Genomic DNA, 17,739 nt, shown 5'->3' with positions numbered 1-17,739 from the left:
AAGCCCAGCTATCAGGCCCTCATGACGCAGCATTACAGCATTTTACGCCTTGGTCATCAGGGCGACGGCATCGCCGATGGACCGATCTACGCCCCCCGCACCTTGCCGGGGGAGGTGGTTAGCGGGACATTGGTTGGTCAAGTGCTGAGCGACATTCGGGTCGAGACCCCCTCTGACCAGCGGGTCAAAGCACCGTGCCGGCACTACAAAGCCTGCGGTGGCTGCCAGCTGCAGCATGCCGCAGATGATTTTGTCGCTGATTGGAAGGTTGAGGTCGTGCGCAACGCACTGGCCGCGCAGGGGCTCGAGGCCCCGATGCGGCCGATCTATACCTCGCCGGAACGATCACGGCGACGGGCTACGATTGCGGTTCGGCGGACCAAAAAAGGCACCATGGCCGGGTTCCATGGCCGCGCCTCGGACACGATCACCGAGATTTCCGATTGTCATCTGCTTGATCCGGCCCTGATTGCATCTGTCCCGGTGGCCGAGGCGCTTGCCGTTTTGGGTGGTAGCCGCAAAGGGGCGCTGGCGGTCACGCTGACCCTTTCTGATGGCGGTTTGGATGTCGCCGTCAAAGGCGGCAAACCGCTGGACGGTCCGTTGGAACTGGCCCTGGCACAGGCGACCGAGGCACATGGGCTTGCGCGGCTCAGCTGGGATGGCGAGGTGATCGCCTCGCGTCACGCCCCGATTCAGCGATTTGGCGTGGCGGCTGTCGTGCCGCCTCCAGGGGCATTCCTGCAGGCCACGAAGGACGGAGAACAGGCTCTATTACAGGCAGTTCTGCAGGCAACCAAGGGCGCCAAGCGGGTTGTGGACCTGTTTGCGGGCTGTGGAACATTTTCACTGCCACTGGCCCACGACGCCGAAGTTCACGCGGTTGAGGGCGAGGCCCTGATGACCGACGCTCTGGATCAAGGCTGGCGTCGCGCGCAAGGCCTGAAACGGGTCACGACCGAGGCGCGCGATCTGTTCCGCCGCCCGTTGATGCCAGATGAGCTGAAGAGCTTTGACGCGGTTGTCCTGGACCCGCCCCGCGCCGGGGCTGAGGCGCAGGTGGCCGAGCTGGCGCAGGCGCTGCCCCCGGTCATCGCCTATGTCTCATGCAACCCCGTGACCTTTGCGCGGGACGCAAAAAACCTGATTAACGCAGGCTATACCCTTGAATGGGTACAGGTGGTGGACCAATTTCGATGGTCGTCACACACGGAACTTGCCGCGCGGTTTGCATTGAACCCCGCATCATGACCAAACAGGAGAGTTTCAGAATGGGGTTTGCCCAGCGCCTGCAGGATATCACCGAAAACCCGACCTTTGGTTGGTTCATCACAGGTGTCATCATCTTCAACGCCATTCTGCTTGGCATGGAAACCTCACCCACATTGATGGAGGCCGCAGGGCCCGTGATTGTGGTGTTGGACAGCCTGTGCTTGGCCATCTTCGTGGCCGAGATTGCGATGAAACTGGTCGCCACAGGGCGCCGGTTCTTTACCAATGGTTGGAACCTGTTTGATTTCATCGTTGTTGGCATTGCCCTGATCCCAAGCGCCGGTGGCCTGTCAGTTCTGCGGGCGCTGCGGATCCTGCGGGTCTTGCGGGTGATCTCGGTCGCGCCACGGCTGCGCAGGGTGGTTGAGGGTTTCATCTCAGCTTTGCCGGGTATGGCCAGCGTTTTCCTGCTGATGGCGATCCTGTTTTACATCGGCGCGGTAATCTCGACCAAGCTGTTCTCGGGCACATTCCCGGACTGGTTCGGCGATTTGGGCCTGTCGGCCTATACGTTGTTCCAGATCATGACGCTGGAAAGCTGGTCCATGGGCATCGTGCGCCCGGTGATGGAGATTTATCCCTATGCGTGGATATTCTTTGTGCCATTCATCATGGTTACGACATTTGCAGTGGTGAACCTGTTGGTTGGTCTGATTGTGAATTCAATGCAGGATGCCCATCACGCCGAGGATGAGGTGAAAACCGATGCCTATCGTGATGAGGTGCTGGAAAGGCTGGAATCCATCGAACGCCGCTTGCTTGAGCAGTCGAACAGCAAAAAGTGATTTCAGTTTTCTGGATTTCTGGCATAATCACAAAAAAAGCAGAAGCAGGCATTAAACATGGATCGTCGAGCATTTGGAATGGGTGCTGTGGCTACGCTGGGTCTTTCGGCCTGCGCCTCGGCCAACCCCAGATTTCTGGCCTATGATGGCCCCGAGGTGACCTCTATGGTCATCAACAAAAGCGCGCGGAAGCTTTATCTTCTGCACAATGAACATGTCCTCAAGGAATATAAGGTCGATCTTGGCTTTGCCCCCAATGGCACCAAAACAAAACGCGGCGACGGCCGCACGCCAGAGGGCACCTATCTGATCGACCGGCGCAATCCCAAAAGCCGCTATCACCTGTCGCTGGGGATTTCCTATCCGGATTCGAAGGATATCGCAGAGGCCAAGGCTGCGGGCGTTGATCCGGGCGGTGACATCTTCATCCACGGCGAGCCGAAAACCCGGTCCGAGAAAAAGCGTGCCAAGAAGCAATCGGATTGGACGGCAGGGTGCATCGCTGTCAAGAATGAAGAGATCGAAGAGATCTATGCGATGGTGAATCGCGGCACAGTGATTACGCTGCGCCCGTAACCGGCTTCCAGACGTCAAACCCGAATTGCATATAGTCGCGCTGGTAGGTTTCGGCCGCCAGCGCCTCAAGTTTGGTGTCATAGATATCGCTCAGTGAAAACGGGATATCTGGTCTGGTATTGCCGGGCGCGGGCGGGCTGTCATGACCCAGCCGCCGCGCCAGATCCGGCAGGGCAGTTGCAATTTCTTCCTCGCGCAGGATCAGATCCGGCAGGGCAAAACCGACTACGCCCTCCAACACCTGCGCCTGACTGCACCAAACGCCGTCAACGCGCACAGGGGTTTGTCCCGCCAGGTTTTGCCGCAGGAAGGTCAGAAAAGCCGAGAATGCCTCATAATGCTGCTCGATGGGGTAGTTTTCAGCGCGTAACTGTCCGGGGATCGGAAGCTTGAACCGGTTGCGCAGCATATTGCGGATTTTCAGATAGGCGCCGGGCTCGGTGCTGAGGATGTAGGAACAAAAGGCCGAATGTGCGCGTACCAGCGGGTGCCGCACCACGGTGAATTTGCGATGCCCCGGATGATCCTGTAACCACTGGCGGGTCTTTTTGCGGTTTTGATCAGTGATCAGGTCATCCGCACTGATTGAATCAAGCGCAGCCATCCATTGCTTCACAACCCCTTCAATGCCGCTCCGCACGGGCAGATACATTAACGGGGTTTTCGGCGTGGCGACATAGGTCGCAACGGCCGCGCCACGCCGGGGTTCAAAATTCGGAGTTCTGTGCAGGCTGAAACTGTCGATGCGCGATAAGGCCTGTTCGGTCTCATCAGGGTTTGTCACCTTGGACAAGGCCGGCTCAGGGTTTTGGGGTTTGAGCGTGTCGTCGATCGTGGTCAACCGACCCGATACCCCAAGCCAGGCCGCCAGGCCGTTCAGGCTTTCGAGCCGGTTCAGATCGTCGTAAGCGATGAAAAAGGCGGTTTGCCCGCTGGCCTGAAGATGATGCAGCAAAGTCAGTTGAAAGGCCTGTTGCTGGTCCAGATAGTTTTCGAACTCACGAGGGTTGAAGGCGATCTGCTCGGTGCGCCGCCGCTTGACGTTTTTCAGCTGCCATTGCTTGGTCTCGCGCGCAATCTTCAACGAGATATAGCTGTCCAGAGGGTTGCGCGTCAGAATGATCTTGGCGCAACTCGGATCATCTAAAACAGGCTCTAACACACGCGGATCATGGCCCTGGAAAAAGCGAAACCCGTTCATTTCACCCTCAGCTGATCGGATTGCGTTCAGCAGGGTTTTAGGGTCATTGTCGCGTTCTTCGAGAGTGACGCCCAGCAGGCTGTCCCCCTTTAGCCTGCCAATGAAATGAGGATTGAAGGCCTCACCATGGCTGGAGACACCTTCCAATGCGTTCAGATTTGCCTCAAGCAGGTTCGATCCGGTCCGCATGGCGGCAAGTATTACGAAATAGTCGAATTTGGATGACATGAAACGCTATTGCACCAGATATGGTTTTCGATAAGGCCTGAGTTGCCCGCCAAAAATGTCATCGGCTGGAAAATCTCCCATAAGATAAGGGTGCATACCCTGGTTCTTCAGGTTTTGCAGGAACTTCCCGAACCCGGACAGGTCGACCATCGTAGGGGCTTGGGTCAGGTGGCTGGGATTCTGGCATCCGGTTTCTTCCAGAATTGATTGCAGAGGCTCCATCGGAGATTCCACAAACTCGGCCAGCGACCAGGTGCGCACTTTGGCCTTGGTCCAGACCGAAGTTAAAACCTCAAGCTGTTTGGTCTCGATTTGTTGCAGGCGGGCGGCTTCGTTACGGATATCCGCGAAATTTCCGTTCGAACGGAACAGGGGAATGGCCCAGGCGCCTGTGACAACGGAAATCTGCGCATTTCTGTCGCGCGCCAGAAACCAGTTGATATCCTGCGTATCCGTGGGGCCATATTGAAAGCACTGCCTCTCGCCCCGAGTATTCCAGATCAGGTTCGACAAAAACGCCGTAGGATTATAGTCCCGAAGGCTGGCACAATCGCTTAGTGCGCCGTTGACCAGAGGCGCCCCGCCGGCGAATTCCGCACGTTCGGGACCGAAGAGGTGACCGTGGACCTTTGTTCCGGTGGCTTCCGACAGCCAGGGCTCGAAATCTGCGAACAGTTCGGTAAACCCCTGGAATACCGAATAGGGGAACGACGTCAGTCCGTTTTCGCTGCCGTGGCGGGGAAAGCGGCTTTGCATATACAGGCCATCCCGGCCTCGGGTCCTGCGCTCGACCGCTTTCGAGAATAACCGGTCGATCTTGCCCGGGTTGGGTTCTGTAGGCTTCATCGCCTGTGCCTGGTTGGTCAGAAACGCCTGATAAAGCCGATTGGCCTGGGGCCAGATCTTGCGTGCTACAAAACAGTCCGACCGTCGCAATAGCTGTAGGTGATCGTCATAAAAGATATGCGGGCGACCTTGATAATCGAATTTGGACAGGGTCAGAGAGCGACTTTCGATATGTGTTGAATAAAGTCGAGTTAGGGTCTGAAAATAGCTTTCGTCGGGAATCCAGACGCGCCGGAAATAGCGATCATATGTTTTGCGTTTGGGATCTTGCAGAATGGCGGACAGCGTTTGACGGGTCAGGCACCACCATTGACTGCCCATATGTGGCACCAGACCTTCGGGTATCGACCGTCGGATTCCGATGGTCCGCTGTAGCTTTACGTAAGCGTCGAACAATTTGCGCTGTTTACGCCACGAGAACGGAAATCTCAGCGTAAATCGTTCCTGATCCAGTCCGCCAATCGTCCAGCTTACATCGGCTGTTGTCGCGCTTTCGATAAAGTCGACACGGGGCCGTTCCGCTAGATATGTGACCAGCTCATCGACGGGCCGTAGCGGCAGGCAGGCGCCCGAGGCCAGAAAGATATGGTGTACATCGGGAAAGGCCTTCAGCATCAGTTCAGCCGCTGATTGCGAGGCTGCAACAATGCCCCAACCGCCCCAGTTGCAGGTGTGGCGCTCCGAGAACCGGATCAGAGGTTCGTCCGCACAGGAGGCTACAAAGTCATCAAAAACAGTGTCCGCAACCTTGCGGTCGACATGGATCACCACCGGGCAGCCGGATGCCGCCCAATGGCGCGCGACCTGTTGCGCCCTTGGAAGCGCTGCGTGCACCAGCATGATGACGCCAAGGCTGCTCATGCCCAGTTCCCTTTCGACATGAGGCCAAGAATCTCAAGCTGTCGCCAGTTGATATATGCCTCGGACCAGTCGCACCAAAACACCGGACGGTCGTTCAGCCCTTCGGCATAGGCGCGATATTCGCCGGACCCGCGATAGTGCTGACGCCGCTCCATCTCTTCATGTGCCTTGTCGCCCAAGGTGTTGATCAGCTTGGCATGCAGCAACGCCCCGCTGGTCTTTTCGCCGCCCCAATCGTCATAGACCTGGTTCAGCCCGCGTGGCAGCAGCGAATGGGTCGAACTGACATAGACATACCGACGGTCCCACTTGACCAGCGGTATCTTGTTCAACGCAGGCGCCTTTTCCGGAGCCTGGCGGAAAAAGACACGGGCGCGCGGTCCACCCTGTATCCAGAGATTCCCGTATTCAGGGTTTTTGCTGATCACATAATTCCCGGCATCGAACCAACGGGCAATTTCGAAGGGGTCTTGCCCTTCACGATAGGGTTCGGCATCTACCGGGCCCTGCGGGTACATGTCGATCAGCATGGTGCCGAAACTGCGGACGGCACAGCCATCAAGCCAGTCGGTCAGGGCACGAATGGGCCGCGTGTCGCAGAACGGATAGATGAAGAACTCATCCGGATCGACCGTCAGAACCCAGTGCCCATCGGCGTATTTGCGCAGCAGATAGTTCGACCAATCAGTGCCATATGTGGCCCGCTTATAGCTGCCGTTGGACTGCCAGACCGATACGTCCGGCTGACTACTCAGAAACTCGCGGGTGCCGTCGTCGCTGTTGTTGTCCACAAACAAAAAACGATCAACGCCAAGTTTTCGGTAATATTCCAGAAAATAGGGCAGGCGGATTTTTTCGTTTCGCACAACGCTCATCAACAGGATGTCACCGGGTTGAATGGCGTTGGTTTTGTCGGAAACCGCTTCTAATTCGCGTCGTTTGCGAACGCAACGCAACAGGCGGCGCTTGCGCCGCAATCTCATTCGGTATGAATCCAACAGGCTCACGCGACTGCCCAACCTTTGTTTATACGCGAGCATACCCGGGGCCTGAACAAGCCAGAGTGGAGCCGGGCGAATGCCATTTTATGCCACTTTACCATCTAATGAAGCAACGCATTTAAAAGTAGTTAGTCCGAAACGTTGTTTTTCCAGTCAGTTTTACCCATCAAGCCAAGCTCACACAGTTGGCGCCATCCGATATATTTCACCGATTGTGGATCCCACATGATCGGGCGGTTAATTATGCCATCATAATAGTTGTCGAACTCCGCCGGGTCGTGAAAATGCTGCGCTCGGGTTTTCTCGATTCTTGATTTGATAACCACCTCGGGCAGGAACTTTGTGTGCAGTAGCACGCCCGAAGGGCCGTGGCTCCCCGGTCCGTCATAGGTGGCGTTCAAATCTCGGGGCAGGGCGGAATGGCAGGAGTTCACGTAAGCATAGTGCCTCGACCAGCGTACCAGCGGTATTTTGTTTAAAGTTGGTGACCGCTCGGGCCGGTCAGCAAAAAACACGCGTTCCCGTGCACCGCCCTGAACCCAGAGATTGCCCAGCGGCGATTGCCGTTTGGCGCGCAACGGGCCTGGATCAAACCAGCCCAAAACTTCGATCGGGTCGGTCCCGGGGTCATAGGGCTGTGTGCCGAGCTGATCTTTGGGGTACAGGTCCAACATCAAGGCTCCGAAAGCGTCGCGCCCCTGCACCTCTAGCTGTTGGGTCAAATCCTGCAGCGGATGGCTGTCCCATTCGGGATAGATAAGCAACTCATCCGCATCCACCATCAAAGTCCAATGGCCGTGACCAAATCGCATCTGTAGCCAGGTCAGCCAATCCAGCCCGTATCGTGAGGCGCGATAGCTGGCATCGGTTTGCCACAAGGATACATCCGGTTGATCTTTCAGATATGCGACCGAGCCATCATCGCTGCCGTTGTCCACGATCAGAAAATGATCAACGCCCAGCGACCGGTAGTGATGGAAATACCAGGGCAGGCGCGTGATTTCATTTCGCAGGGTGGTAAAGACCAGTATCGCACCCGGGCGTATCTGGTCGGTTTGGTCGACCAACTGGGTTAACTGATGGCGGCTGCGAAAGGATCGCCACAACAGCCGCCTGCGTTTCAGGCGCAAGCGATAGCGTTGCACCCATCCGATTGGCGGCAGGGTATCGTTCACGCGGCCCTCATCTGTCGTAATGCCCGTTCTGATGCCAGCGCCAGGCATCGGCAATCATCGTCTCTAACACGGACCTTTTGGGGGACCAGCCCAGTTCTTGCCCGGCCCTGTCAGAGCCCGAAACCAGCTTGGTGCAATCTCCGGCGCGGCGTGGACCGATTGTATAGGGCACTGCGCGATTGGTGACGGATTTCGACTGTTCGATCACCTCCATCACTGAAAAGCCGGACCCGGTGCCCAGGTTGAAAACGCGACTGTCTTTGCCCTGTTCCAGCCAGCGCAGCCCCAGAACATGCGCGTCAACCAGATCGCAGACATGCACGTAATCGCGGATACAGGTGCCATCAGCCGTGTCATAGTCGGTTCCGAACACAGTCAGCCCGTCGCGCTTGCCGTCAATCGCATCCAACATCAGCGGAACCAGATGGGTCTCGGGGCGGTGGAATTCGCCTACCTCTCCGTCCGGATCGGCGCCAGCCACGTTGAAGTAGCGAAAAATCACGTGGTTCATCCCGTGAGCGGCCTGGAAATCACGCAGGATATCCTCGATCGCGCGTTTGGAGGCGCCGTAAGCGTTCAGTGGATTTTGCGGGGTGTTTTCGTCGAGGACCACATTGTCATGTTCACCATAGGTGGCGCAGGTCGACGAAAACACGAAATCCAGACATCCAGCCGCCACGGCGGCCTCGATCAGGGTCAGCGAACCGGTGACATTGTTCGCCCAATATCTTCCGGGTTCGGACATCGCCTCACCCACCTGGCTGAGCGCGGCGAAATGCATCACGGCAGCGGGCTGATACTTGGCAAAAACCTCATCCAACCGCGCCCGGTCCAGCAGATCACCCTGTGCGAACGGGCCAAATTTGACCGCGTCCTGCCAACCGGTGATCAGGTTGTCATAGGTGACAGGTGTGTACCCGGCCAGCGCCAGCGCCTTGCAGGCATGGGATCCGATATATCCGGCACCGCCGGTTACAAGGATATGTGTCATATCAGATCCCGTTATTCCGGTTTTTCAGGGTGCGACAGCCTGCGGCACTCAGTCCAGCCCCATCGCGGCCATCATCGCTTCAAGTTTGGGAACGTCCTGCGGATTGTTTAGTTCCCAGAACTGGCGGCCTTTGGATTCGACTTCAACACACAGAACCTTACGCCCGTTTTCCATGAAACGCAGCTGTTCCAGCCCTTCCAGTTGCTCTAATGGACCGACAGGCCAGGACGGATAAGCCGCCAGCGCGTCAGGGCGGTAGGCATAGACGCCGACATGGTGAAACACCGGCGTTTCCTCCCCACCCGCATAAGTCTGTGAAGTAAAGGGCACGACCTCTTTCGAGAAATACATCGCTCCGTGATCGGTGGCGAAAACGGCGGTTGTTCCACCGACGCGCCCGTGTTTACGGTCATTCAGCAGGCTGTTGAGTGCATCGCCGTCGCAGCGCAGAACCGGAGTGGCCACCCCAGCCTTGGGTGCGGCACGCAGACCGGTGATCAGATCTTCGACGAACCAATGCGGGGTCAGCGGTGCATCGCCCTGCAGGTTCACCACAATGTCATAGCTTGCGCCCAGCACATCATGCGCTTCGGCGCAGCGTTCGGTGCCATTGCCACAGGTTCCCGAGGTCATCACAACCTCGGCCCCGAACCCTTCGGCCACCTCGCGAATGCGGTCGTCATCGGTGGCAACCACAACGCGGTCCACGCCCGAGACCGAACTGGCCGCGCGCCATGACCGCTCGATCAGAGTCATTGCATTGCCACTGGCTCCGGTGAGCGGCACCAGAGGTTTGCCCGGATAGCGGGTCGAGGCGTAGCGGGCGGGAATGGCGATCAGAACGGACATCAGGCCTCCTTCAGGTCTACACCCGGAGCGTAGGCGATAAAGAACGGGTTTGCATAGCCGTCCTTGCCATAGGTCAGCGGCGCATGATTGTCGAACCGGACAACTTTGCCGCCCGCACCTGTCAGCACGGCGTGACCTGCTGCGGTATCCCATTCCATCGTGCGGCCAACGCGGGGATAGATATCTGCCTCGCCCGTCGCAATTAGGCAGAATTTCAGCGACGAGCCCGCGCTTTTGCTGTCCTGCACTTGATATTTGTTGATGTAATCGTCGGTCGCCTGGTCACGATGTGACTTCGAGGCCACGACTAAAAGCGCGGAATTGTCTGGATCAGAGACCGAAATCGGAGTCACGGCGCCGGGTTGATCCTTGTCCAACGCGCCGGTTTCCTCGACCGATTGCCCGTCGGCCAAAGTATAGAACATCCGGCCGCGGGCTGGCGCATAAACCACGCCACGCGTTGGGGTGCCGTTTTCGACCAGCGCGATATTAACGGTGAAATCGCCGCGCCGGTTGATGAACTCTTTGGTGCCGTCCAGCGGATCAACGATCAGGAACGTATCGCCTTTTTCAGAATGCGAGGCGGCCTGTTCCTCAGTCACCAGCAGGATATCGGGGAACGCCGCGCGCAGACCGACCGAGATCAGCGCATCGGCGGCCTCATCTGCTTCGGTCACGGGGCTGGCATCGGATTTGACCTTCACGTCAAACTCATCCGAGTTATAGATGTCCATGATCGTATCGCCCGCTTCCAGGGCAAGACGTCGGATGACGGGGATGAGGGCATCATAGGTCACAAAAAAGCTCCGTTCCTGTGATTTGTTGATCGAATAACCTGACGGCCTTATGCTGTGCTGGTTACGGAACGGCAAGAATTTCGTGCCAGATTGCAGGCAATAATACAGGAAAGACGCTTCGGGTGTTTTATTACAAGCGAAACCGGTCGCTTATAGGCGGTGCGTTTACGACGGCGGAACTGGTGTTTCACGCCGTGGTCCGGAATGTCCGATCTCAACACAGCAATGCCGTGCTTTCGGTGCTTATCAATATTTTCCAGGTTCTGGTGCTGGTGAGTGTGTTTTACGTAATCATGTCCCTTCTTGGCGCGCGCGTTGCCAAAATCCGGGGTGAGTTCATTCTGTATCTGCTGTCTGGGGTTTTCCTGTTTCTGACGCACATTAAAGCCGTCGGTTCGGTTTCCGGAGTGGACACGGGTAATAACCCGATGATGCTGCATTCGCCGATGAACATGATGGTCGTGCTTATGGCTGCCGCTTTCGGGTCGCTGTATACTCAGGTTTTGACAATCGTCATCATCCTGTTTGTCTACAGCGTATCGGTTGCTCCGCTGGAAATTCAGGAGCCCGGTGGCGCCTTTGCCATGCTGATGCTGGCCTGGTTCACGGGCTGTGCGGTCGGCGTGGTGTTCATGGCGATCAAGCCCTGGTTTCCGACCACTGCGACGATCATGAGCACGATTTACCGGCGCCTGAATATGGTGTTCTCGGGAAAAATGTTCGTCGGCAATGCGCTGGGCGGGTTCATGTTGACCATGTTCGCCTGGAATCCGCTGTTTCACATTATCGACCAGTGTCGGGGTTTCGTTTTTCGGAATTACTATCCGCGCAATACCAACTGGGAATATCCTGTCTGGGTCGGGTTGGCTCTGTTGTTGATCGGCTTGCTTGGAATTTTCTTTACCCGCCAGCATGTGTCGCAAAGCTGGAGCGCACGCCGTTAACCCGCCACGCGCAAGGTCAGGTTGATCCGCCCGCCCTTTGGCAACAGTTTTGAAGACCCGAAACGAATGCGATCTACCCCGTGATAGGTTAGGCGCGCGGGTCCGCCCATCACAACAACATCGCCCGAGCCAAGCCAGATCGATTCCGTTTTGCCCCCTCGGGTCGTGTTGCCAATGCGGAACAACGCGTCGTCACCTAATGAGATCGAAAGGACCGGCCAGGAAAAATCGGCCTCGTCCTTATCCTGATGCAGGCCCATTCGCGCCCCTTCGCCATAGTAGTTGACCAAGCAACAGTCGGGGTCACGTTCGGGGCTGGCAAGATCGCGCCAGATATCCAGAATGCAGTCTGGAATGGTGGGCCATTCCATGCCCTTTGGATGGTGCGGCTGGTACCTGTACCCGTTCTTGTCAGTGACCCAACCCAGCGCCCCGGCCGAGGTCATGCGAACAGACATTTCCTTGCCCGAAGGGGTGGTCGGGCGGAACAAAGGTGCTGATTTCAGAATCGGACGCAACAGCGTGATCAGCTGTGCCTGGGCAACTCCGTCAAGGTAAGCTTTCCTGATTTCAAAACCGCGTAAAAGCAGCCGCGCCATTCCAGATTCCTCAATCCTTGCCAAAACCTTGCTAAAAAGGCTGCAGATTCCTGAAAACCTGCATTTGTGAATGCTTGCAGGCCCCTGTTCCCGTCCTTATATACGCCGGGACGCGCGATGGTGTAGGACCATTGCGCAAATCAGATCGGGGCCAGATGCCATAACGGGTCGGGCCTCGGGACATCGCCTTGAAGAGAAAGGGATTGAACATATGGGAAAAGTAATCGGGATTGACCTCGGCACCACCAACTCGTGCGTTGCCATCATGGACGGCTCGCAGCCGAAGGTCATCGAAAACGCCGAAGGGGCGCGGACCACGCCCTCGATCGTCGCCTTCACCGAAGATGAGCGACTGGTCGGTCAGCCTGCGAAACGCCAGGCGGTCACCAACCCCGACAACACGGTTTTTGGCGTCAAACGCCTGATCGGTCGTCGTGTAGATGATGCCGAAGTCGAAAAAGACAAGAAAATGGTACCATACGCCATCGTTGATGGCGGCAATGGCGACGCGTGGGTCGAAGCCCGCGGTGAAAAGTACTCCCCAAGCCAGATTTCGGCCTTCACTCTGGGCAAGATGAAGGAAACCGCTGAAAGCTACTTGGGTGAGGAAGTCACACAAGCCGTCATCACCGTTCCGGCCTATTTCAACGACGCACAGCGTCAGGCGACCAAAGATGCCGGTAAAATCGCCGGCCTGGAAGTGCTGCGGATCATCAACGAGCCGACAGCTGCCGCTCTGGCCTATGGTCTGGACAAGGAAGAAACCCAAACCATCGCGGTTTATGACCTTGGTGGCGGTACCTTCGACGTAACCATTCTGGAAATCGACGACGGGTTGTTCGAGGTTAAATCGACCAATGGCGACACCTTCCTGGGTGGTGAAGACTTTGACATGCGCATCGTCAACTACCTGGCGGATGAGTTCAAAAAGGAACACGGTGTCGATCTGTCCCAGGACAAGATGGCGCTGCAGCGTCTGAAAGAAGCTGCGGAAAAAGCCAAGATCGAACTGTCCTCGACCTCACAAACCGAGATCAACCAGCCGTTCATCTCGATGGGCGCCAACGGCCAGCCGCTGCACATGGTCATGAAACTGACCCGTGCCAAGCTGGAATCGCTGGTTGGTGATCTGATCAAGAAGTCGATGAAGCCCTGCGCGGCTGCTCTGAAAGATGCTGGCCTGTCGGCTGGCGATGTAGATGAGGTTGTTCTGGTCGGTGGTATGACCCGGATGCCGAAAGTGATCGAAGAGGTCACTAAATTCTTCGGTAAAGAGCCGCACAAAGGTGTGAACCCGGACGAAGTGGTTGCCATGGGCGCCGCCATTCAGGCCGGTGTTCTGCAGGGTGACGTCAAAGACGTTGTTCTGCTGGACGTGACACCGCTGTCGCTGGGTATCGAAACGCTGGGTGGTGTGTTCACCCGACTGATCGACCGCAACACCACGATCCCGACGAAAAAGTCTCAGGTCTTCTCGACCGCCGAAGACAACCAGAACGCCGTGACCATTCGCTGTTTCCAAGGGGAACGTGAAATGGCTGCGGACAACAAGATCCTGGGCCAGTTCAACCTCGAAGACATCCCGCCCGCACCGCGCGGCATGCCGCAGATCGAGGTGACTTTTGACATCGACGCCAACGGCATTGTCTCGGTTTCGGCCAAGGACAAAGGCACCGGCAAAGAGCAGAAGATCACCATCCAGGCATCGGGCGGCCTGTCCGACGAGGACATCGAAAAGATGGTCAAGGACGCCGAAGAGAACGCGGAGGCAGACAAGGAACGCCGCGAGCTGGTCGACGCAAAGAATCAGGCGGAAAGCCTGATCCACTCGACAGAAAAGTCGATGGAAGAACATGCCGACAAGGTTGATCCAACAACCATCGAAGCCATCGAGCTGGCGATTGCCGCGCTGAAAGACGAGCTGGAAACCGAGAATGCCGACAAGATCAAGTCGGGCATCCAGAACGTTACCGAAGCGGCCATGAAGCTGGGCGAAGCCATCTACAAAGCGCAAGCTGAAGACGGCGAAGATGAACCTGCCGCTGCGGATGCTGCACCGGGCGAGGATGACATCGTCGATGCCGAGTTCGAAGATCTGGACAACGACAAGCGTAGCTAACGGGTAACCGGGCCAATTCGGGCCGGTCCGGTCACCGGGCCGGCCCGATTACGTTGAGGCAGAAGGAAATACTGATGTCAAAACGCGACTATTACGATGTGCTCGGCGTATCCAAGGGTGCATCAGCGGACGAGATCAAGAAAGGCTTTCGCAAGAAGGCCAAAGAATTGCATCCCGACCGCAACAAGGACAATCCGGAGTCAGAGGCACAGTTCAAAGAAGCGAACGAGGCCTATGACGTCCTGAAAGATGCTGAACGCAAGGCGGCTTATGACAGGTTCGGTCATGCTGCATTCGAAAATGGCATGGGCGGCGGTGGCCGACCTGGCGCTGGCTTTGGTCAGGGCGACTTTTCCAGTGCATTCTCGGATGTGTTCGACGACCTGTTCGGCGATTTCATGGGTGGCCAACGGGGCGGGGGCGGTGGACGTCGTGCCGCACGCGGTTCGGATCTGCGCTATAACCTGCGCGTCTCGCTGGAAGAGGCGTATTCAGGTCAGCAGAAAACCATCAATGTCCCGGCAGCGGTTGCCTGTTCGTCCTGCGACGGATCTGGGGCTGAAGGCGGTGTTGAGCCCACCACCTGTCCGACCTGTTCGGGTATGGGCAAGGTGCGTGCGCAACAAGGCTTTTTCACAGTAGAACGCAGCTGTCCGACCTGTTCGGGCCTGGGTCAAATCGTCAAGAACCCCTGCAAATCCTGTCAGGGTGCGGGCCGTGTTGAAAAAGAACGCGCTTTGTCCGTTAACATTCCAGCCGGTGTCGAAACCGGCACGCGCATTCGTCTGGCCGGTGAAGGCGAGGCTGGAATGCGCGGTGGCCCTCCGGGTGATCTATACATCTTTGTAGAGGTCTCAGATCACAGGCTGTTCGAGCGAGACAGCGTGAACCTCTATTGCCGCGTGCCGGTCAGCATGGCCAAAGCCGCGCTTGGTGGTTCGATCGAAGTTCCAACCATCGACGGTGGCCGCGGGCGTGTGCAGATTCCAGCGGGCAGCCAATCGGGTCGCCAGATGCGCCTGCGCGGCAAGGGCATGCCAGCCCTACGTGGTGGCGGTGTTGGAGATATGTTCATTGAGCTGGCCGTGGAAACTCCGGTAAACCTCACCAGCCGCCAGAAAGAGCTGCTGCGCGAGTTCGACGACCTGGGTGAAGATAATCACCCGGAATCCAACAGCTTTTTCTCCTCCGTCAAATCCTTCTGGGACGGGATGAAGGGCTGAAGTCTTTTCCCAAAAAAGGGGGCGCTGCCCCCGCGACTCCCCCGAGGTATTTAGGGTCAGATGAAGCAGGTGATCCGCTCTTCATCGGGCTAAAATACCTCGGAGCGCGAGGCAGAGCCTCGCAAATCTCCGCTTGATTATTGTCGCCGCTCCTGAGATGGTCCGCGCAACCGTTGGGGTGCCTTGTTCGCAAGGCTGAGAGGTGCAGCTGCATCAACCCATCGAACCTGATCCGGGCAATACCGGCGGAGGGAACGGTCTTATGAATACAGACGTTTTCCCTGCCCCGTTGCCCCTAGAAGATGGAGCAACGACATGGCAGCTATTGCCCTGACCATTGCAGGGTCCGACAGCGGAGGCGGGGCCGGGATTCAGGCGGACCTCAAGGCGATGTCGGCGCTGGGCGTTTATGGGGCCAGCGTTATTACGGCGGTGACTGCTCAGAACACCCTGGCCGTGTCAGCCGTTCATGGCATTCCTCTGAGTGTGATCCGCGCGCAAATCGACGCCGTGCTGAGCGATCTGGATGTCGGGGCGATCAAGATCGGCATGCTGGCAACTCCCGAGATTATCGAGACCGTTGCAGATGCCCTTTCGGGCTATGCCGGGCCCATAGTTTTGGACCCTGTCATGATAGCGAAATCCGGGGATGCATTGCTGGCGGGTGATGCAATCCGGACCCTTATGGACCTTCTGATACCACGCGCGACTGTTCTGACGCCCAATTTGCCCGAGGCTGCGCGCTTGCTTGGACAGTCCGAAGCGCAGTCTCCGGATGAAATGGTGGTTCAGGGACAGGCCCTTTGCGCAAAGGGGGCCGCGTCTGTTTTGATGAAAGGTGGGCATGGACAGGGCGAGATATGTCATGATCTGTTGGTCGACGGTTCGGGATTGGTGGATGAATTCACAGCGCAGCGCCGGAACACAAAGAACACCCACGGAACCGGGTGTACATTGTCCTCGTCAATTTCCGCCGGGTTGGCCAAAGGTCTGAGTTTGCAGGATTCCGTGGCAGAGGCACATGCTTATTTGCAAGGCGCTATCGCCCAGGCTGATGGGCTGTGCGTGGGCCGGGGCCATGGTCCGGTGCATCATTTCCATTGGGTCTGGCCGGCGTGACGATCTGGTCTGTCATAGGGGCAGGCGTGGCCGGTTTGGCTGTTGCGTCCGAATTGGCCCATCGCGGCGCACGGGTGCAGGTCTTTGACCCCGCCGGCCTGCCGGGTCCGCATGGCTGTTCTTGGTGGGCCGGGGGAATGCTGGCCCCGTGGTGCGAGTTCGAAAATGCCGAAGAGCCGGTCTTGCGCCTGGGGCAGGGTGCTTTTGACTGGTGGGCGAACCGGACCAAGGTTCATCAGCGCGGTACTTTGGTCGTTTGCGGTGCGCGCGACTTGCCGGATTTGCGTCGATTTGGTCGTCGAACGCAGGGGCATCATGAGGTAGATCAGCAGGAACTAGCCGCATTAGAGCCTGATCTACATGGTTTCGGCAACGGTCTGTATTTCAAGGACGAAGCCCATATAGACCCACGCATGGCGCTGCAGGATGTCTTCGACAATCTTATCGCGCGGGGCGTTGCCTTTCATCGCGAACCCGCCCCTGCTGGGTTGGAGAACGCGATTGACTGCCGTGGTCTTCAGGCGCGGGACGCCTTGTCTGATCTTCGGGGCGTAAAGGGTGAGATGCTGGTGATCCGCTGCCCTGATGTGACGCTGACCCGGCCCGTGCGCCTGTTGCATCCCCGGATGCCGCTTTACATCGTGCCGCGTGGCGATGGCATCTACATGCTGGGCGCGACGATGATTGAATCCGAGGATAAAACCCGCATCACCGCGCGCTCGATGCTGGAACTGCTCAGCGCGGCCTATGCGTTGAACCCCGCTTTTGGCGAGGCCGAGGTGCTAGAGATCGGCGTCGATCTGCGCCCGGCCTTTCCCGACAATCTGCCTCGGATCCGGCGTCGGGGCGGGACGATTTACGCCAACGGGCTGTACCGCCACGGGTACCTGCTGGCACCTGCGCTGGCCCAAGGCGTTGCCGATCTGGCGCTTGAACACAAACATTCGGAGATGTTCGATGAAGATCGTGCTTAATGGCGAGCCGCGCGAGGTGCGGGCCGAGACCCTATCGGAATTGCTGATGGAATGCGGCTACTCGGGCCGTGTCGCCACTGCGGTGAACCAAGAATTCGTGCCCTCGGGGCTGCGTGTTGCCCATGCTTTGGTTGAAGGGGATCGGATCGAAATCGTCGCACCGATGCAGGGGGGCTGAG

Annotated in this window: 17 protein-coding genes and 1 riboswitch; of the genes, 9 read left to right on the top strand and 8 right to left on the bottom strand. The window is 57.6% G+C overall.

What is annotated here, in order from left to right; translation table 11 throughout:
• Positions 1 to 21: 21 nt before the first annotated feature.
• The 3 genes from AC2FH9_RS16985 to AC2FH9_RS16975 are packed head-to-tail and all read left to right on the top strand — an operon-like array spanning position 22 to position 2,633.
• Complete coding sequence (locus tag AC2FH9_RS16985) at positions 22 to 1,251, top strand: class I SAM-dependent RNA methyltransferase (protein WP_496872327.1); 1,230 nt, start codon at positions 22 to 24, stop codon at positions 1,249 to 1,251.
• Positions 1,252 to 1,271: 20 nt separating this feature from the next.
• Complete coding sequence (locus tag AC2FH9_RS16980) at positions 1,272 to 2,057, top strand: ion transporter (RefSeq protein WP_496872426.1); 786 nt, start codon at positions 1,272 to 1,274, stop codon at positions 2,055 to 2,057.
• Between the two features lie 57 nt (positions 2,058 to 2,114).
• Positions 2,115 to 2,633 (top strand): L,D-transpeptidase family protein, encoded by a 519-nt coding sequence (locus tag AC2FH9_RS16975; RefSeq protein WP_142637369.1) that lies wholly within the window; start codon positions 2,115 to 2,117, stop codon positions 2,631 to 2,633.
• Here AC2FH9_RS16975 and AC2FH9_RS16970 read toward each other — a convergent pair.
• The 7 genes from AC2FH9_RS16970 to cysQ form a co-directional block, all read right to left on the bottom strand.
• Positions 2,617 to 4,062, bottom strand: a complete 1,446-nt coding sequence (locus AC2FH9_RS16970; RefSeq protein WP_496872326.1) for a nodulation protein NodH — start codon at positions 4,060 to 4,062, stop codon at positions 2,617 to 2,619. The two genes, AC2FH9_RS16975 and AC2FH9_RS16970, sit on opposite strands and share 17 nt — an antisense overlap.
• Positions 4,063 to 4,068: 6 nt before the next feature.
• The gene (locus tag AC2FH9_RS16965; protein WP_496750913.1) at positions 4,069 to 5,769 is read right to left on the bottom strand and encodes a DUF5927 domain-containing protein; all 1,701 of its coding nucleotides are present in this window, start codon (positions 5,767 to 5,769) and stop codon (positions 4,069 to 4,071) included.
• Positions 5,766 to 6,752 carry a glycosyltransferase family 2 protein gene (locus AC2FH9_RS16960; protein ID WP_496690221.1) on the bottom strand — a complete coding sequence of 329 codons (987 nt, stop codon included), beginning with the start codon at positions 6,750 to 6,752 and terminating at the stop codon, positions 5,766 to 5,768. Before AC2FH9_RS16960 ends, AC2FH9_RS16965 begins: the two co-directional genes overlap by 4 nt.
• A gap of 146 nt (positions 6,753 to 6,898) precedes the next feature.
• Complete coding sequence (locus AC2FH9_RS16955; RefSeq protein ID WP_496872324.1) at positions 6,899 to 7,993, bottom strand: glycosyltransferase family 2 protein; 1,095 nt, start codon at positions 7,991 to 7,993, stop codon at positions 6,899 to 6,901.
• On the bottom strand, positions 7,953 to 8,936 hold the full coding sequence (gene galE, locus AC2FH9_RS16950; protein ID WP_496872323.1) for a UDP-glucose 4-epimerase GalE: 984 nt from the start codon (positions 8,934 to 8,936) through the stop codon (positions 7,953 to 7,955). Before galE ends, AC2FH9_RS16955 begins: the two co-directional genes overlap by 41 nt.
• A gap of 48 nt (positions 8,937 to 8,984) precedes the next feature.
• Positions 8,985 to 9,785 (bottom strand): 3-deoxy-manno-octulosonate cytidylyltransferase, encoded by an 801-nt coding sequence (locus AC2FH9_RS16945; protein ID WP_496872322.1) that lies wholly within the window; start codon positions 9,783 to 9,785, stop codon positions 8,985 to 8,987.
• Positions 9,785 to 10,582, bottom strand: coding sequence for a 3'(2'),5'-bisphosphate nucleotidase CysQ (cysQ, locus tag AC2FH9_RS16940; RefSeq protein ID WP_496698731.1), 798 nt, complete (start codon positions 10,580 to 10,582; stop codon positions 9,785 to 9,787). The genes AC2FH9_RS16945 and cysQ overlap by 1 nt, the downstream gene beginning before the upstream one ends.
• 122 nt (positions 10,583 to 10,704) lie before the next feature.
• Here cysQ and AC2FH9_RS16935 point away from each other — a divergent pair, with 122 nt between their 5' ends.
• Positions 10,705 to 11,526, top strand: coding sequence for an ABC transporter permease (locus AC2FH9_RS16935; RefSeq protein ID WP_496692621.1), 822 nt, complete (start codon positions 10,705 to 10,707; stop codon positions 11,524 to 11,526).
• Here AC2FH9_RS16935 and AC2FH9_RS16930 read toward each other — a convergent pair.
• Positions 11,523 to 12,125, bottom strand: a complete 603-nt coding sequence (locus tag AC2FH9_RS16930) for an alpha-ketoglutarate-dependent dioxygenase AlkB family protein (protein WP_496698734.1) — start codon at positions 12,123 to 12,125, stop codon at positions 11,523 to 11,525. The genes AC2FH9_RS16935 and AC2FH9_RS16930 overlap by 4 nt on opposite strands.
• Before the next feature lie 211 nt (positions 12,126 to 12,336).
• On the opposite strand from AC2FH9_RS16930, the gene dnaK reads away from it, so the two are divergent.
• The 5 genes from dnaK (at position 12,337) to thiS (ending at position 17,738) form a co-directional block, all read left to right on the top strand.
• Complete coding sequence (dnaK, locus tag AC2FH9_RS16925) at positions 12,337 to 14,244, top strand: molecular chaperone DnaK (RefSeq protein ID WP_281973405.1); 1,908 nt, start codon at positions 12,337 to 12,339, stop codon at positions 14,242 to 14,244.
• Positions 14,245 to 14,318: 74 nt separating this feature from the next.
• Positions 14,319 to 15,467 carry a molecular chaperone DnaJ gene (dnaJ, locus tag AC2FH9_RS16920; RefSeq protein ID WP_142637347.1) on the top strand — a complete coding sequence of 383 codons (1,149 nt, stop codon included), beginning with the start codon at positions 14,319 to 14,321 and terminating at the stop codon, positions 15,465 to 15,467.
• A gap of 164 nt (positions 15,468 to 15,631) precedes the next feature.
• Positions 15,632 to 15,738, top strand: a riboswitch (TPP riboswitch).
• Positions 15,739 to 15,782: 44 nt separating this feature from the next.
• Positions 15,783 to 16,586: a bifunctional hydroxymethylpyrimidine kinase/phosphomethylpyrimidine kinase gene (thiD, locus tag AC2FH9_RS16915; RefSeq protein WP_496750904.1), complete on the top strand. Its 804-nt coding sequence runs from the start codon at positions 15,783 to 15,785 to the stop codon at positions 16,584 to 16,586.
• A complete protein-coding gene (locus AC2FH9_RS16910) occupies positions 16,583 to 17,560 on the top strand; it encodes an FAD-dependent oxidoreductase (RefSeq protein ID WP_496872321.1) in 978 nt (325 codons plus the stop codon). The genes thiD and AC2FH9_RS16910 overlap by 4 nt, the downstream gene beginning before the upstream one ends.
• The gene (gene thiS / locus AC2FH9_RS16905; protein ID WP_496698738.1) at positions 17,544 to 17,738 is read left to right on the top strand and encodes a sulfur carrier protein ThiS; all 195 of its coding nucleotides are present in this window, start codon (positions 17,544 to 17,546) and stop codon (positions 17,736 to 17,738) included. Before AC2FH9_RS16910 ends, thiS begins: the two co-directional genes overlap by 17 nt.
• Position 17,739: the final 1 nt, after the last annotated feature.

The organism is Ruegeria sp. CDSC081 (assembly GCF_059610485.1).
This window is presented reverse-complemented; position numbering and strand designations above follow the sequence as displayed.

Coding starts and splice junctions, on each gene's coding strand:
- AC2FH9_RS16985 (WP_496872327.1), top strand. CDS start 22: ATGACGCAGCATTACAGCATTTTACGCCTTGGTCATCAGGGCGACGGC.
- AC2FH9_RS16980 (WP_496872426.1), top strand. CDS start 1,272: ATGGGGTTTGCCCAGCGCCTGCAGGATATCACCGAAAACCCGACCTTT.
- AC2FH9_RS16975 (WP_142637369.1), top strand. CDS start 2,115: ATGGATCGTCGAGCATTTGGAATGGGTGCTGTGGCTACGCTGGGTCTT.
- AC2FH9_RS16970 (WP_496872326.1), bottom strand. CDS start 4,062: ATGTCATCCAAATTCGACTATTTCGTAATACTTGCCGCCATGCGGACC.
- AC2FH9_RS16965 (WP_496750913.1), bottom strand. CDS start 5,769: ATGAGCAGCCTTGGCGTCATCATGCTGGTGCACGCAGCGCTTCCAAGG.
- AC2FH9_RS16960 (WP_496690221.1), bottom strand. CDS start 6,752: ATGAGATTGCGGCGCAAGCGCCGCCTGTTGCGTTGCGTTCGCAAACGA.
- AC2FH9_RS16955 (WP_496872324.1), bottom strand. CDS start 7,993: ATGCCTGGCGCTGGCATCAGAACGGGCATTACGACAGATGAGGGCCGC.
- galE (WP_496872323.1), bottom strand. CDS start 8,936: ATGACACATATCCTTGTAACCGGCGGTGCCGGATATATCGGATCCCAT.
- AC2FH9_RS16945 (WP_496872322.1), bottom strand. CDS start 9,785: ATGTCCGTTCTGATCGCCATTCCCGCCCGCTACGCCTCGACCCGCTAT.
- AC2FH9_RS16930 (WP_496698734.1), bottom strand. CDS start 12,125: ATGGCGCGGCTGCTTTTACGCGGTTTTGAAATCAGGAAAGCTTACCTT.
- dnaK (WP_281973405.1), top strand. CDS start 12,337: ATGGGAAAAGTAATCGGGATTGACCTCGGCACCACCAACTCGTGCGTT.
- dnaJ (WP_142637347.1), top strand. CDS start 14,319: ATGTCAAAACGCGACTATTACGATGTGCTCGGCGTATCCAAGGGTGCA.
- thiD (WP_496750904.1), top strand. CDS start 15,783: ATGGCAGCTATTGCCCTGACCATTGCAGGGTCCGACAGCGGAGGCGGG.
- thiS (WP_496698738.1), top strand. CDS start 17,544: ATGAAGATCGTGCTTAATGGCGAGCCGCGCGAGGTGCGGGCCGAGACC.